Origin of the sequence: Sphingopyxis sp. JAI128 (assembly GCF_014207235.1) — a bacterium.
Classification (GTDB): domain Bacteria; phylum Pseudomonadota; class Alphaproteobacteria; order Sphingomonadales; family Sphingomonadaceae; genus Sphingopyxis.
Window position 1 is genome coordinate 212804 of the sequence record NZ_JACHDA010000004.1, and the last position, 14438, is coordinate 227241.

The following is a 14438-nucleotide window of genomic DNA, read 5'->3' on the forward strand; positions in this document are numbered from 1 at the left end:
GCGAAAGACGACGGCGACGGGCAGGTCTCCTGGCTTGCGGGTCAGCGCCGGTCGGCCGCCTTCTCGGGACTTGGGATCCCAATGGCATATGGCCGATGGCTCGCCGCGTACAGTTGCAGGGGCAGCCGGGGTTTTCCCGTTCCCTATTAATCCCCGTCGCCGGGGAACCTGTCGCTTGCCGCGGCCGATAGCCCCATTCGGTGGCCGCGGTCAATCGCCGCTAGAATAGCCCCGGCAATTCGCGCTGCGCCGCGCTGGGCCGGTAGGGCATCAGAATTTCGGGGGCGACCGGTGCCGCAGACCGGCTGCGCGCGGCTGCGCCGGCGCTGGCGTCTGCGATCCGAACCGTGCACGCATTGCCCGCGAGGAAATCGATCGCCGTGCGCAGCGACGATTCGCGCGGATCGCCAAGTGGAAAGGCGAGATCGTCGAAGGCGGCGCAACTGTTCGGGATCTTCGATGCCAGCCCGTCGTAATAGTCGCTCTGGCCGGTGGAATTGCCGGTCGCAAAGGCGACGACGCGCATCCGGTCGTCGCATTCGGCCTTGTCGAGCGCGACCTGGCCGACCGGTTTGCCATAGGTGTTGCTGCCGACCAGCGTCATGTTGGTGCCCAGATAGGGCAGCATCGAATTGATCACCAGTTCGCTCGCCGACGCGGTCGAACCGGTCCCGATGAAGGCGATGCGCGTCGGCGCGATCGATTCGGGCCGGGCGGCGAAATAATGGACATCGTCGTTCTCGGCCGCCTTCGACGGACGGAATCGCGTTTGCGAGAATATTTCGCTCGAATTGCGGTTGCGGCCGAGCAGGTCGCCCATCAGTTCGGCGGTCGATACCAGTCCGCCGCCATTATAGCGGAAATCGACGACGATGTCGGTGACGCCCTGATTGCGGAAATTCAGGAAGGCGGCGCGCAGTTGGGGGTCGGCCGATGAGATGAAGGTGCGCAGGTTGATATAACCATAGTTCCGCCCGCCTTCGGCGATGATCTTGGCGCCATAGCGGTCGGAGACGGGGTCGAGTTCATAGTCGGCTTTGGCGACGGTGACATCGCTGACCATGCCGGAATTGTTGATGCGCAGCACGCGGGTAACGCCCGGGTCGTTCGGTCCAAGTGCGTCGGTGATGCCCGCCGTGCCTTCGGCCGCGACGATCGCGCCGATGCTGCGTAGATTCGCGGTGCTCGTCCCGATTGCGATGATCCGCGTGCCGCGGTCGATGCCGGCGGCCAGCGCCGGAGCGCCTTCATAGGCCTCGATCACTGCGATTTCCTGGGCGCCCGGATCATAGGCCATGCGAACCCCGAAACCCGCGCTCGACCCGCTCGAGAAAAAGGCATTCTCTTCGGCAATGGAGGTGATGTAGGTGAAATAACGGTCCTTGCCGAGCGCCCGCGCCGGCGCGACCAGCGCGTCGATATAGGATTCGACGTCGCCATAGCTTGCCGCGTTCACTCCGGTCGCGACGTCGCCCGGGAACAGATACCATTCGTCGATGACCGCCTTGGCAAAGGCCTGGCGCGTCGACAGGTTGCAGTTGCCGGTCGGCGTAGGTGTGGGTGAGGGCGTCGGAGTGACCGTGACCGGACCGCCGCCCCCGCCGCTCGAACCGCCGCCGCCGCCGCACGATGCGAGCATCAGCGCGGCCAGCGTTACTGCAGCCACCGACTGTTTCGACCGACCCATCATAGTCTCCCCCGGCTCATTCTATCGATTGATCCCCCTGGCGATCGCCGCGGCCCTTGAAGCCCTGCGCGATGACGTAAAGCTCGGGCGATCCCTTGCGGCTCGCCGGCGGCTTGGCATGCTTTACCGTCGTGAAATTCTGTTTGAGGACCGTCAGCAGCTCGCGGTCGGCGCCGCCGGCGAAGACCTTGGCGACGAACGCGCCGCCGGGCACGAGGTTCTGGACCGCGAAATCGGCAGCGGTCTCGGCCAACCCGATGGTGCGCAGGTGATCGGTCTGCTGATGCCCGACGGTGTTCGCCGCCATATCCGAAATGACGAGGTCAGGGGCGCTGCCCAGCGCCTCGATCAGCGCATCGGGCGCCGCATCGTCCATGAAATCCATTTCCAGGATTTCGACACCTTCGATCGGCTCGCAATGGAGCAGGTCGATCCCCGCGACGCGCGCGCGGGGGTTCGCCTTGCGCACGACCTGCGACCAGCCGCCCGGCGTGATACCCAGGTCGACGACCGCGCGCGCCTTCTTGAGGAAACCGAATTTCTCGTCGAGCTCGATCAGCTTGTAGGCGGCGCGCGATCGATAGCCTTCGGCCTGCGCGCGCCGCACATAGGGATCGTTCAATTGCCGTTGCAGCCAGCGCGTCGACGACACGCTGCGCCGCTTCGCGGTCTTGACGCGCACGTGCAGCCCGCCGCGGCCGCCGCCCTTTCCGCCGCTGCCGCTCATTTGCGATACTCGCGGCGCGTGACGGGAATGTCGCGGCCCTGCATCGCCAGCGTGCGCAAGATGCCTTCGCGGATGCCGCGGTCGGCGACGCCGACGCGCGCGGCGGGCCACAGGTCGATGATGCTTTCGAGGATCGCGCAGCCGGCGACGACCAGGTCGGCGCGCTCGCGCCCGATGCACGCGATTTCGGCGCGGTCGGCGATGCTCGCATCGGCCAGCCGGCGACTGATGTCGCGCATCGCGTCGGCGGGTACGACCAGCCCGTCGACCGCGCGCCGGTCGTATCGCGGCAGGTTCAGGAACACGCTGGCAAGCGTCGTGACGGTGCCGCTGGTGCCCAGCAGCCGCAGCGGCTGGCCGGCAAAGCGTTCGGCGCGCGCGGCAAAGGCGGCAAAGGCATCGCGCGTGACGTCGCGCATGCGGCTGTAGGCGGCTTGGCGCGCCGCAAGGCTGTCGTCGGGCAGGGGGGCATATTCAGTCAGCGACACGACGCCCCACGGCACGCTGACCCAGTCGCGGATTTTCACGTCATGGTCGGTCACATCGACGTGCATCAACTCGGTCGATCCGCCGCCGATGTCGAAGATCAGGGCAGGACCCTCGCCGGGCTCCATCAGATTGTGGCAGCCGAGCACCGCCAGCTTGGCTTCTTCGGCCGCCGATATGATGTCGAGCACGATACCCGTTTCGCGCCGGACGCGTTCGGCCAGTTCGCGGCCGTTGCTGGCGCGGCGGCACGCTTCGGTCGCGACCGCGCGCGACAGCGACACGTGGCGGCGGCGCAGCTTGTCGGCACAGATCGACAGCGCCGCGACGGTCCGGTCCATCGCCGCCTGGCTGATCCGGCCGGTGCCGTGCAGGCCTTCGCCGAGACGGACGATGCGTGAAAAGGCGTCGATCACGACCAGCTCGCCGTCCTGCGGTCTCGCGATCAGCAGCCTGCAATTATTTGTGCCAAGGTCGATCGCGGCATAGCTGCGCGGACGGATGACCGGCACCGGTCGCGCGTCGCCGCCTGCCCTGTTTCGTCCTTTCGCCGCCGGGCCCGTCCTTGAATCCGGTCGCGGCGGTCGCCCTGATGGCGCTGCCATTTGCCGCATGGCTAGTATAACCTGTTCTGCTCACGCGTCCGCAAGACCGCGAACGTGCACTTGGCGCGGAGCCTAGGCTTCCCCCGCGATTATGGCAAGGCCTCCTCCCGATGGCGGCTGCGGGCAAGAAAAACCCCGCCCGGCGCAGGGCCGGACGGGGAAGGAGGGAAGGAACTTGTTGGGGATCGGGTCTGCCCCTTAACGGCAGCCGTCATTTCCCTTGTCGATCGCGCGGCCGGCGATGGCGCCGACGGCGCCGCCGATGATCGTGCCGACCGTCTTGTCGCCGCGGCCGGCGATTTCATGACCGGCAAGGCCGCCTGCGATCGCGCCGATCACGGTCCCGCCGGTGCCGTTGTCGCACTGGCGATAATGGCGGCGGTCGCCCCGGTAATAACGGCGATCGTTGCGATAATCGCGGCGGTCGTAACGGCGATGGTCGCGGCGGTCATAGCGACGGTCGTCGCGGTCGTAGCCGCTGTAATAGCTCGAATAGCCGTCGCGGTCATAATAGCCGTTCTGCGCCGCGGCGGGGGTCGCGATGCCCAGTGTCGCGGTGGACATCAGGGCGGCGATCGAGAGAGTCACCATCTTTTTCATCGTCGTTCTCCTTCTTTCGTCGTTGGGCCCTTCTGGGCGTTGTCGATGAACTGCTTATGGGCCCATCGCATTGAGCGAAGCCTGAACATCCTTGTTGGCTGGCGTTCAGCTTGCCGCGCCGAAATGCTTCCCTTTCCGGCGGCTCGGCCGTAACCCCCGGCCGATGCGCCGCCTGTTTTTCGCCGCCCTGATCTTTTTTTTCCTCGGTCCGGTGCCGGGCACGGCTTTTCGCTATCCAGCGATCGACCTGACGCAGCGCGCCACCGCGCGCCCGCTTGTTTTCGCGCCGCAGGATGCAGGCGTAATGCGATTCGTCCGCGGCTGGCGGCTTGAAAGCCCGCACAGCCGGTTCGGCGGCTTTTCGGCGCTCGCCCGCACCGGCCCGGGCGGCTTCCTGCTGGTTGGCGACAATGGCTATTGGACCCGTCTCGGCATCGGCGCGGACGGAGCGGTTTCGGACGTGCGGATCGACGCGCTGCCGACCCCCGACGGACGCCCCCGGCGCAAGGCGATGGTCGATTCGGAAGCGCTCGCGCGCGACCCGGCGAGCGGGCGCGTGTGGATCGCGCTGGAAGGGATCAACCAGATATGGCGGATCGATCCCGATCTTTCGGCGATCGAGGCGCGCCGCAAGCTGCCCGGCTCGCGCTGGCCCGCGAATCGCGGGCCCGAAGCGATGGCCCGGCTCGCCGACGGTCGGACTGTCGTTTTTTCGGAGGATGCCGACGACGATCCGCGCGGGCGCGAGGCGCTGCTCTTTACCGGCGATCCCGCCGAGCCGGGGGCGGCGCCGATTCGCTTCCTCTATGATTCGGACGGACGCGGGCTCGTCAGCGATGCCGCGCCGCTTCCCGACGGGCGCATCCTGCTGGTCCACCGGCGGCTGGGGTTCGATCCCGTGTTCACGACGATCCTCGCGATTCTCGACCCGGCCGATATCGCCAAGGACGCGGTGGTTCGTGCGCGGACGATCGGCCGCGTTCCCGTGCCGCTCGCCGAAAATTACGAAGGCGCGGCGGTTTCGGTCGAAGGCGGCCGCACTTTGCTGTGGCTTGTCGCCGACGATAATTTCAACGTCTGGCAGCGCAGCCTGCTGCTGCAATTCCAGCTCGTCGACCTGCCGCCCCGAAAGGTCCCGGACAGCAAAAAGGCCGCGCGGAAACCGGCGGCCTGATTGCGTTTTGGTGACCTTGAAACGGTTTCAGCCCGCTCCTCCACCAGATGAAAGCGCTTAAGCGGCCTTTTCGGCCAGCTTCTTCGCGACTTCCTTCTTCACCTTGCGGGCGTTTGCCGACAGCTGGTCGTCGCCGGCCTTGAGCAGCCAGTTGTCGAGGCCGCCATTATGCTCGACCGAGCGCAGGCCGTGGGTGGATACGCGCAGCTTCACGCCCTTGCCGAGCGCGTCCGACAGCAACGTCACATTCTGCAGGTTGGGCAGGAAGGTGCGCTTGGTCTTGTTGTTGGCGTGGCTGACATTGTGGCCAACCTGGCGGCCTTTGCCGGTCAGTTCGCAGATGCGCGACATCGTCTTCGTCCTTGTCCAATAACTGGGTCAAAAAAATTTCGGATCGGCGTCCGGGCACTTCCCGTAAAACGGGGAGCAGAAGACCGGAGTGAGCCGGGAAAGGCGCGCGCTTATCGGCTTGCCGGAGATTCGTCAAGCGAATAGGGCGGCTTTATGCCCTCGTTTCCGCTCCCCGAACCGATGCGTCGCGCGCTGGACTTGGCCCGCATCGCCGCCGAATGGGGCGAAGTGCCCGTCGGCGCGGTGATCGTCAAGGATGGCGTCATTGTCGCCGAAGGCCATAACCGCCCACGCGAATCGCACGACCCGACCGCGCATGCCGAAATCGTCGCGATTCGCATGGCGGCGGCAAAGCTCGGCAACGAACGGCTGGATGGCTGCGACCTCTACGTCACGCTCGAACCCTGCGCGATGTGCGCGGGTGCGATCGCCCATGCGCGGATCGCGCGGCTCTATTATGGCGCCGACGACCCGAAGGGCGGCGCGGTCGTTCACGGCCCGCGCACCTTTGCGCAACCGACGATCCACCATCGGCCGGAGATTTACGACGGCATTGGCGAACGGGAAGCCGCGGCGTTGCTTCGCGATTTTTTTGCCGCCCGGCGGTGACCGCCGATGTCCGCTCTGGGATCGGGGCGGACGATAGCGCTTGATCGGCGCGCGCGCGCGGAGTCGGCGGCGGCGGCTGTAATCGCTCGCCAGCCGACGTCGCCCCCTTCAAACCCGAAAGGCCCACCTTCCTTTCGGAAGGCGGGCCAGTTGTTGGATCCAGAATCCTCAGCCCTTTTCGGGCGGTGCCACCGTGATGCGCACGCGTTCGCCCGAATTGCCCGGGAAGCCGGTGAACATCGCCTCGACAAGGTTCGGGACGATCGTCTGCAGGTTGTTGTCGCGCGACTGCGCCTCGGCATGGCCTTCAAACAGGCGCGAGCCGTCGGCGGCGCGATTGATCTGGAGGTTGAGGCCGCTGGTGTAGACGGTGTAGCTGCTGACGTCGTTATAGCCCCAGTTCGGCCCGAAACCACCCCAAAGGAACGGATCGCGATAGCCATAGACATAGCGCCGCCCGCCGCGGCCGGTGACGATCACCGGGCGATAGAAGCCGCGGCCGTAATAGCCGCCGTACCAGGGGTCGCCAAAGCCGGGGCTCGACACGACGCGTTCGCGGCCCTTGTCCACGCCATAATCCATGCGCACGATCAGGTCGGCGCGTTCGCCGTTCGCCGCGGGACGATAGCCGTAGCGCGTCAGTTCGCCCGCCACCATATTCGCATATTGGCCGAACTCGATCCCGCCCTGTAGCGCGGGGTTGCCCGCCTCGACGACGAAGCTCTGGCCCTGCGGCGTGGGAAGCTGCGACTGAAAGCGCGCGACATCGGCCTTGAACGGCGTCGCGCAGCCCGCGAGCGCAAGCGCCGCGCCCGTCATGGCGGCCAGCGCCAGTCGCCGGAAATTGATCTTGTTCATCGTCTTGGCTCCGTGATTCGGGTGCGCATACCTGTTGCGCGATCATACCATAGACTATGCCGCTGCGACTTAACCTTGGTTGAACCCGTTTCGTCGCAGGGCGGTTCCATCTCCCGATATGGGGACGGGAGACGCGGAAACAAGGATTTCCGCTCGCGGAACAGCGCCCAAGCGGCGTGGAACTCAGCGGCAGAGCCCCAGCGCCGTATAGGCGGCGTCGAGGGTTGGCTTGGCGAGGGCCGAAGCGCGCGCCGCGCCCGCCTCCAGCGCCGCGTCGATCGCCGCCGGATCGGCCTTGAGCTCGGTCAGCCGCGTCGCGATCGGGCGCAGCGTCTCGACCAGCAACTCGCCGAGCGCGGGTTTGAACGCGCCGAAGCCCTGTCCGGCAAAGCGCGCGAGCACCTGGTCGACGCTTTCGTCGGCCATCGCGGCATAGATCGACACCAGATTCTTCGCCTCGGGCCGCCCGTCGAGTCCCGCGGCCTCCGACGGCAGCGGTTCGGGGTCGGTCTTTGCCTTGCGAATCTTCGCCATGATCGTGTCGGCATCGTCGACCAGGTTGATCCGGCTCGCATCGCTCGGGTCCGATTTCGACATTTTCGCCGACCCGTCGCGCAGGCTCATGATGCGCGCCGCGGCGGCCGGGATTGTCGGTTCGGGCAGGGTGAAGGTCTCGGTCCCGGTGTCGAGGTTGAACTTGGTCGCGATGTCGCGCGCCAGCTCCAGATGCTGTTTCTGGTCGTCGCCGACGGGGACATGCGTCGTCTGATAGAGCAGGACGTCGGCGGCCTGCAGGACCGGATAGGCATAGAGCCCGACGCTCGCGCCTTCGCGGTTCTTGCCCGACTTTTCCTTGAACTGCGTCATCCGGTTCAACCAGCCGATGCGTGCGGTGCAGAACAAGAGCCAGGCGAGTTCGGCGTGCGCCGGCACGCGCGCCTGGTTGAACAATATCGCCTTCGCGGGGTCGATCCCTGCCGCCATCAGCGCCGCCGCCATCTCGCGCGTGTTCGCGGTCAGCTCGGCGGGGTCGTTGTGGACGGTGATCGCGTGCAGGTCGGCTAGGAAATAGAGCTTCTCGCCCGGCATGTCGTCCTGCATGCGCACCCAGTTGCGGATCGCGCCCAGATAATTGCCGAGGTGCAAGTTTCCGGTGGGCTGGATGCCCGATAGCGTCCGCATGATGATTATCCTGTTAAAGTGTGCGCCGGCGCAGCTGGCCGACGGTGTCGCGATTGACCACGCCGAACAGCATGGCGCAACCAAAGAATATGATCGCGCCCGCCGCGACGAGCGCCCCCAGCGCCGCGATCCGTTCGAACACGCCGGCGGTGAAAGCGTCGCCCGCCAGCGGGATCGCGTAATGGAGCGCCGCCGCCATCGCCGCCGCGGCAAGGATGATGCGCGCGATCCGCCCCGCGACCCGGCCCGACAGGTGGAACAGCCCCTTGCGGTGCAGGATCGCGTACAGCATCGCCACATTGCACCAGGCGGCGATCGATCCCGCCAGCGCGAGCCCGACGATCCCCAGTCGCGGGATCAGCAACAGGTTCAGGCCGATGTTGACCGCGAGCGAAATCGCCGCTGTCCAGACCGGCGTGCGCGTGTCCTTGCGCGCGAAGAAATTGGGGACGAGCACCTTGACCAGCACATAGGCGGGCAGGCCGACGACGAGTCCGCCGACGACCGCGCCGGTCGCGAGCCCGTCGGCCGCGCTATATTGCCCGCCGACATAGAAGGCGCTGGTGATCGCGGGCCCCGCAACGAACAGGGCGACCGCGGCGGGGACGGTGAGCAGCATCGCGAGCTCGACCGCATTGCTTTGCAGCCGGAAGGCGCCGTCGCGATCGTCCTGCGCGACGAAGCGCGACAGCGCGGGCAGGATCGCGGTGCCGAGCGCGATGCCGATGATCCCGAGCGGCAGCTGGTTGAGCCGGTCGGCCATCGCCAGATAGGTGATGCTCTTGTCGGGGAGCGAGGCGATGAAGAACAGGTCGATGAATCGGCTGATCTGATAGACGCCGGCGCCGAACACCGCGGGCAGGATCAGCACCCCCATCTCGCGCACATCTGCGGTCAGGCGCGGACGGCGCAGCGCGGGCCGGAAACCCGATCGCCGGATCCAGTAATAAAGCCAGCCGAGCTGGAACAGCCCCGACAGCGACACCGAAATCGCAAGATAGAGCCCGGTCGCGGCCTTCGCCGCTTCGCTACCGTCGCCGGTGGCGAGCCCGAGCAGCAGCGCGCCGATCAGGCAGATGTTGAGCAGGATCGGCGCGGCGGCAGCGGCGGCGAAGCGCGACAGGCTGTTGAGGATGGCCGCGAACAAGGTCGCGATGCTCATGAAGGCCAGATAAGGAAAGGCGACACGCGCCATCAGGACCGCGAGGTCAAAGGTTTCGCCATCGGCCTGCAACGCGTCGCTCGCGAACAGGCCCATCACCCACGGCATGACGATCAGCAGCAGCGCCGAAAACACGATCAGGATTGGGATCAGCACCGCCAGCACTGCATCGGCAAAGGCGCGCGCCTCGCCATGGTCGCCCTCTTTGGTCATCCGCTGGTTGAACAGCGGGACAAAGGCGGCGGCAAAGGCGCCTTCGGCGAACAGGCGGCGAAAGATGTTGGGCAGCTGGAACGCCAGCTGCCACGCATCGGCGACCCCGCCCGCGCCGAGGATGCGGCTGAGCAGCATGTCGCGCGCAAAGCCGAAGATGCGGCTGACCATCGTCAGCCCGCCGATCGTCCCAACGCTTCTGAGCAGGCCGCTCATGGGGTCAGCCTACCCGCCGGATCGAGGTTATGCCTGGCCAACCGGCACGGTGTCACCCAGTTCCCCGGCTTCGGCCTGCGCCTGAACCTGCTGCATGAACAAGCCGTGGAAATCGATGGGTTCAAGCAGCAGCGGCGCAAAACCGCCGTCGCGCACGGCGTCGGCGACGACGCGGCGGGCAAAGGGGAACAGGATGCGCGGCGCTTCGGCCAGGAAAAAGGGCTGCAACTGGTCCTCGGGAACGTTGCGGACGCCGAACAGGCCGGCATATTTCAGGTCGATCACAAAGCTCGTGCCGCTGTCGGTTTTCGAGGTCACGTCGATCTTCAGCGTCACTTCGAACAGATTTTCGCCGACGCTTTCGGCGGCGATATTGAACTGCACGTCGACCTGCGGGGCGTCCTGCCATTGATAGACGGCGGGCGCGTTCGGATTTTCGAACGACAAATCCTTCACATATTGCGAAATCAGTCCGATCGCCGGGCTCGTGTCTTCGCCGTTCGGCTGCAAGGCGGGATTGTTGATGTCGGCGCTGGTCTCGTCGGCCATGGTGCAGATGCTTTCGCTGGTAAGATGGAAACAAAATCCGGGCCGCAGACCGTGCAAGGGCCGCGGCGGACGGTTGCCGCGGCGCTTAGCAGCGCCCGGCTGCCAGCACAATGGGGCGTAACTCCGCGATCCAGAGGGCGTCTGGCCGTTGACCTGCCGCCCGGCAGCGGCCATGGCTATTTGAAAATGGGCGGCGTATCGCCTATGTATCAGACAAGATGTTTCCGCCATCCGCATTGGACTGTTGCCCGTGACCGCTTTTTCGATCGTCCTGCTCGCCATGATTGCCGCTTTCCTCGGCATGCGGCTCTACTCGGTCCTCGGCAAGCGCACGGGGCACGAACAGGAACCCGTGCTGCCGCGCGAGCGCAGCACCACGCCGCCGGTCCGGCTCGACGACGGCGACACGCCGCCTTCGATGCTCGCCGCGGCGCCCGATGCGTCGGGGCTGGTCTATGAACCTGCCGCCGAGGCCGGGCTGCGCCAGCTGCTCGCGACCGACCGCAGTTTCGATGCCGGGCGGTTCATGGAAGGGGCCGAGGCCGCCTATCGTATGATTTCGGAAGCCTATTGGAAGGGCGACCGCGACACGCTGCGCGACCTTTGCGATAAGGACAGCTACGAAGCCTTTGTCGCGGCGATCGAAGCGCGCGCGGCGCGCGGCGAAACGCTCGACAATCGCCTGATCGGAATCGATTCGGCCAAGATCACGGCCGTCGACCTCGACCGGAACGAAGCGCGCATCACGGTGCGGTATCGCGCCGACATCAGCGCGGTTACCCACGATGCCGACGGCAAGCTGATCGCCGGGTCGATGAGCGACGCGTCGCAGACCGACGACCTCTGGACCTTCCGCCGCCAGATCGGCAGCAGCGATCCCAATTGGCTGCTCGACGAAATCGAAGCCGCCTGACCCGATGCCGGCCGACCTGACGCCCGGGGCGCGCCGGGCGCGCATTTTCGGGCTCGCCTTCTGTGCCGCGCTGCCGCTGCTGTCGGGCTGCGCATCGGTGATTCCCGATGCGGGGGGAACCCGCCCCGGTGCCGCTGCCCCAACGTCGTCGTCGCGCCCGACCACCGCGCCGCGCCCCTATCAGCCGCGTCCGTCGGAACAGCCTGGCGCCGCGGCCAAACCGATCCCGGCAACCCCGCGCGCACCGCTTCCCGCCCCCGCCGTGCCCGCCGGTGCGACAACTGCTGCGGCCAGCGGCGTGATCGCCGGCCCCGACTTCGCCGCGCTCGGCGTTACCGCCGAACAGGCGTCCGCCGCGCTCAAGGCCTTCCGGCTCAGCTGCCCTTCGGTCCAGCGCCGCACCGATGCTAGCGGCCTGACGCGGGGCGCCGACTGGGCGGACAGTTGCAGCGCCGCGAAAAACTGGAAGGATGCAGACGCTTCGGCCTTCTTCACCCGCTATTTCGGCACGGTTCAGGTCGGTGCGGGCGCCGCCTTCGTCACCGGCTATTATGAACCCGAAATCGCGGCATCGCGCACAAAGCAGCCGGGGTATGACGTTCCCGTCTATCGCCGTCCCGCGGACCTTGTCGAAGTCGATCTTGGCCAGTTCGCCGACGACCTTAAAGGGCGCAAGATCCGTGGGCGCGCCGAGGGCCCCAATTTCGTGCGATATTACGATCGCGCGGCGATCGAGGGTGGGGCGCTCGCGGGGCGCGGGCTCGAACTTGCCTGGGCGGCCGACGCCGCGGAATTTTTCTTCCTGCAGGTGCAGGGTTCGGGCCGGCTGCGGCTGCCCGACGGCAGTGTCATGCGCATCGGCTACGACAGCCAGAACGGCCGCGATTATGTCGGCATCGGCAAGCTGTTGCTCGATCGCGGTGAACTTCAGCGCGGGCAGGCCTCGATGCAGGGCATCCTCGATTATCTGCGCGCCGACCCGGTGCGCGGCGCCGCGGTGATGAACGAAAATCCCAGCTGGGTGTTTTTCCGCGAGATCACCGGCCCCGGCCCGCTCGGCGCTCTGGGCGTTCCGGTAACCGGCCGCGCGAGCGTCGCCGCCGATCCCAAATATGTGCCCTTGGGCGCCCCCGTCTTTCTGTCGCTCGACCGCGCCGAACCCAATGGACTGTGGATTGCGCAGGACACCGGCGGCGCGATCAAGGGCGCGAACCGCTTCGACAGCTTCTGGGGCGCAGGCGACGAAGCGCGCGCGATCGCCGGCGGCATGTCGGCGCGCGGTTCGGCGCTGCTGCTGCTCCCGCGCGCCAGCATCGCGCGGCTGATCCCGGCCGGCTGATTGCGCGATGCCGCGCCGCCTCGACCCCGACGAAAGCGCGCTGTGGAAAAAGGTCGCGGCGACGGTCAAGCCGCTGGTGAAAACCCCGCGAGCGCCCGTCTCTCCGCCGACGATCAAGCCGCCTAAGCCAACCCCGCGCAGCACCGCTGCCCCTGCCGCCGCGCCGCGCGCCGCGCCGACGAAGCTGCCGCCGCCGCGCCGGGCGCACCAGGCGGCGACGCTCGACGGTCATTGGGACCGCCGCCTGCGCAAGGGGCTCGTACGCCCCGACATGAGCATCGACCTTCACGGCCACACGCTCGCCTCGGCGCAGGCGCTGCTCGACGATGCGATCGGCCGCGCGCTGCTGCGCGGCGCGCGCGTGCTGCTTGTCGTCGCGGGGCGGCTGCGCCCCGGTGCCGACCGCCTGCCGGTGATGCACGGTGACCCGCGGCCGCGCGGCGCGATCCGCGCGTCATTGCCCGACTGGCTTGCCTATTCGCCCCATGCCGACCAGATCGTCGCGCTGCGCCCCGCGCATATCAGCCACGGCGGCGCGGGCGCAGTCTATGTGATCCTGCGCCGCGGGCGCGACGACTAGAGGAAAGCGCGCATCAAAATGCCGCGATAGATGGCGGCGAGCGTGTGCAGGTCCTCGACCGCCACCGCCTCGTCGAGCTTGTGCATCGTCGCATTGGTCAGGCCGAACTCGACCACGGGGCATAAAGCGTGGAGGAAACGCGCGTCCGATGTCCCGCCGGTCGTCGACATTTCGGGCGTCAGGTCGGTTTCGGCATGGATCGCTTCGGCGACCAGTCCGGACAGCGCGCCCGGCGGGGTCAGGAAGGCCTCGCCCGAAATCTTGCCCAACACCTTCGCCGCCGGTTCGACCTCATGCGCGATCCGTTCGACCATCGCGACCAACTCGGCGCCCTTATGACGGTCGTTGAAACGGATCGACAGCCGCGCGCGCGCCGAGGCAGGGATGACATTGGTCGCGCCATTGCCGACCTCGATATCGGTGAATTCGATGTTCGACGGCTGGAACCAGTCGGTGCCGGCATCGAGGCTGACCGAATCGATTTCCGACAATATCTTGACCAGCTTGGGGATCGGATTGTCGGCGAGGTGCGGATAGGCGACATGCCCCTGCGTCCCCGGCACGTCGATCCAGATATTGACCGACCCGCGCCGCCCGATCTTCACCATGTCGCCAAGGCGGTTCACCGACGTCGGTTCGCCGACGACGATCATGTCGGGCTTCACGCCGCGCGCGTCCATATGCTCCATCAGCGCGCGCGTGCCGAAAATCGCGGGGCCTTCCTCGTCGCCGGTGATGATCAGGCTGATCGTGCCCGCGTCGGCGGGCGTCGCTGCGGCGGCGGCAACGAAGGCCGCGATCGATCCCTTCATGTCGACCGCGCCGCGGCCGTAGAGCAGGTCGCCGCGAATCTCTGGCGCAAAGGCATCGCCCGTCCAGCCCACACCCGGCGGCACGACGTCGAGATGCCCGGCAAAGCCGAAATGCTTGGGCCCCTTCCCGGCCCGGACCGCGAGCAGATTCTCGACCGGCCCGTCGGGCTCGACCCCGTCGATGAAGCGCTCGACGGTGAAGCCGAGCGGTACCAGCGCGGCCTCGAGCGCGTCGAACACGGCGCCCATGGCGGGAGTGACGCTGGGCGCGGCGATCAGCGCCTTGGCCAGTTCTACGGGATCGATATTCATGGCACCCCTTTATCCGTTCGTGTCGAGCGAAGTCGAGACACCATTCGTCTTGGCGCGATTGGC

Annotated in this window: 15 protein-coding genes and 1 riboswitch; of the genes, 5 read left to right on the forward strand and 10 right to left on the reverse strand. The window is 66.9% G+C overall.

Going from position 1 to position 14438, the window contains the following annotated elements; genetic code table 11:
• Position 1 precedes the first annotated feature (1 nt).
• A riboswitch (cobalamin riboswitch) is annotated at positions 2–187 on the reverse strand.
• A 33-nt stretch (positions 188–220) separates the two neighbouring features.
• The 4 genes from HDC35_RS11720 to HDC35_RS11735 all read right to left on the reverse strand — a co-directional run bounded on the left by HDC35_RS11720 (position 221) and on the right by HDC35_RS11735 (position 4105).
• Positions 221–1690 (reverse strand): S41 family peptidase, encoded by a 1470-nt coding sequence (locus HDC35_RS11720; RefSeq protein ID WP_184646928.1) that lies wholly within the window; start codon positions 1688–1690, stop codon positions 221–223.
• Positions 1691–1703: 13 nt separating this feature from the next.
• Complete coding sequence (locus tag HDC35_RS11725) at positions 1704–2414, reverse strand: RlmE family RNA methyltransferase (RefSeq protein WP_184646930.1); 711 nt, start codon at positions 2412–2414, stop codon at positions 1704–1706.
• Complete coding sequence (locus HDC35_RS11730; protein ID WP_184646932.1) at positions 2411–3514, reverse strand: Ppx/GppA phosphatase family protein; 1104 nt, start codon at positions 3512–3514, stop codon at positions 2411–2413. The genes HDC35_RS11725 and HDC35_RS11730 overlap by 4 nt, the downstream gene beginning before the upstream one ends.
• Positions 3515–3703: 189 nt before the next feature.
• A complete protein-coding gene (locus HDC35_RS11735) occupies positions 3704–4105 on the reverse strand; it encodes a glycine zipper 2TM domain-containing protein (protein ID WP_184646934.1) in 402 nt (133 codons plus the stop codon).
• A gap of 163 nt (positions 4106–4268) precedes the next feature.
• Here HDC35_RS11735 and HDC35_RS11740 point away from each other — a divergent pair, with 163 nt between their 5' ends.
• The gene (locus HDC35_RS11740) at positions 4269–5279 is read left to right on the forward strand and encodes an esterase-like activity of phytase family protein (protein ID WP_184646936.1); all 1011 of its coding nucleotides are present in this window, start codon (positions 4269–4271) and stop codon (positions 5277–5279) included.
• Between the two features lie 57 nt (positions 5280–5336).
• Here the strand turns inward: HDC35_RS11740 and rpmB are convergent, their stop codons facing one another.
• A complete protein-coding gene (gene rpmB / locus HDC35_RS11745) occupies positions 5337–5630 on the reverse strand; it encodes a 50S ribosomal protein L28 (RefSeq protein WP_058802198.1) in 294 nt (97 codons plus the stop codon).
• Between the two features lie 153 nt (positions 5631–5783).
• Here rpmB and tadA point away from each other — a divergent pair, with 153 nt between their 5' ends.
• Positions 5784–6239, forward strand: a complete 456-nt coding sequence (gene tadA, locus HDC35_RS11750; RefSeq protein ID WP_184646938.1) for a tRNA adenosine(34) deaminase TadA — start codon at positions 5784–5786, stop codon at positions 6237–6239.
• 168 nt (positions 6240–6407) lie between these two features.
• Here the strand turns inward: tadA and HDC35_RS11755 are convergent, their stop codons facing one another.
• The 4 genes from HDC35_RS11755 to secB form a co-directional block, all read right to left on the reverse strand.
• On the reverse strand, positions 6408–7097 hold the full coding sequence (locus HDC35_RS11755; protein ID WP_184646940.1) for a DUF4136 domain-containing protein: 690 nt from the start codon (positions 7095–7097) through the stop codon (positions 6408–6410).
• A gap of 183 nt (positions 7098–7280) precedes the next feature.
• Positions 7281–8279, reverse strand: a complete 999-nt coding sequence (trpS, locus tag HDC35_RS11760) for a tryptophan--tRNA ligase (RefSeq protein WP_184646942.1) — start codon at positions 8277–8279, stop codon at positions 7281–7283.
• A gap of 13 nt (positions 8280–8292) precedes the next feature.
• Positions 8293–9870, reverse strand: coding sequence for a murein biosynthesis integral membrane protein MurJ (gene murJ / locus HDC35_RS11765; RefSeq protein WP_184646944.1), 1578 nt, complete (start codon positions 9868–9870; stop codon positions 8293–8295).
• 27 nt (positions 9871–9897) lie between these two features.
• A complete protein-coding gene (gene secB, locus HDC35_RS11770; protein ID WP_184646946.1) occupies positions 9898–10419 on the reverse strand; it encodes a protein-export chaperone SecB in 522 nt (173 codons plus the stop codon).
• A 250-nt stretch (positions 10420–10669) separates the two neighbouring features.
• Here secB and HDC35_RS11775 point away from each other — a divergent pair, with 250 nt between their 5' ends.
• Genes HDC35_RS11775 through HDC35_RS11785 form a run of 3 tightly spaced genes read left to right on the forward strand, consistent with a single transcriptional unit; the run spans position 10670 to position 13251 of the window.
• Positions 10670–11332 (forward strand): Tim44/TimA family putative adaptor protein, encoded by a 663-nt coding sequence (locus HDC35_RS11775; protein WP_184646949.1) that lies wholly within the window; start codon positions 10670–10672, stop codon positions 11330–11332.
• A gap of 4 nt (positions 11333–11336) precedes the next feature.
• The gene (locus HDC35_RS11780) at positions 11337–12671 is read left to right on the forward strand and encodes a murein transglycosylase A (protein ID WP_184646951.1); all 1335 of its coding nucleotides are present in this window, start codon (positions 11337–11339) and stop codon (positions 12669–12671) included.
• A 7-nt stretch (positions 12672–12678) separates the two neighbouring features.
• Positions 12679–13251 (forward strand): Smr/MutS family protein, encoded by a 573-nt coding sequence (locus tag HDC35_RS11785; RefSeq protein WP_184646953.1) that lies wholly within the window; start codon positions 12679–12681, stop codon positions 13249–13251.
• Here the strand turns inward: HDC35_RS11785 and dapE are convergent.
• Positions 13248–14375, reverse strand: a complete 1128-nt coding sequence (dapE, locus tag HDC35_RS11790; protein WP_184646955.1) for a succinyl-diaminopimelate desuccinylase — start codon at positions 14373–14375, stop codon at positions 13248–13250. The two genes, HDC35_RS11785 and dapE, sit on opposite strands and share 4 nt — an antisense overlap.
• Between the last annotated feature and the right edge of the window lie 63 nt (positions 14376–14438).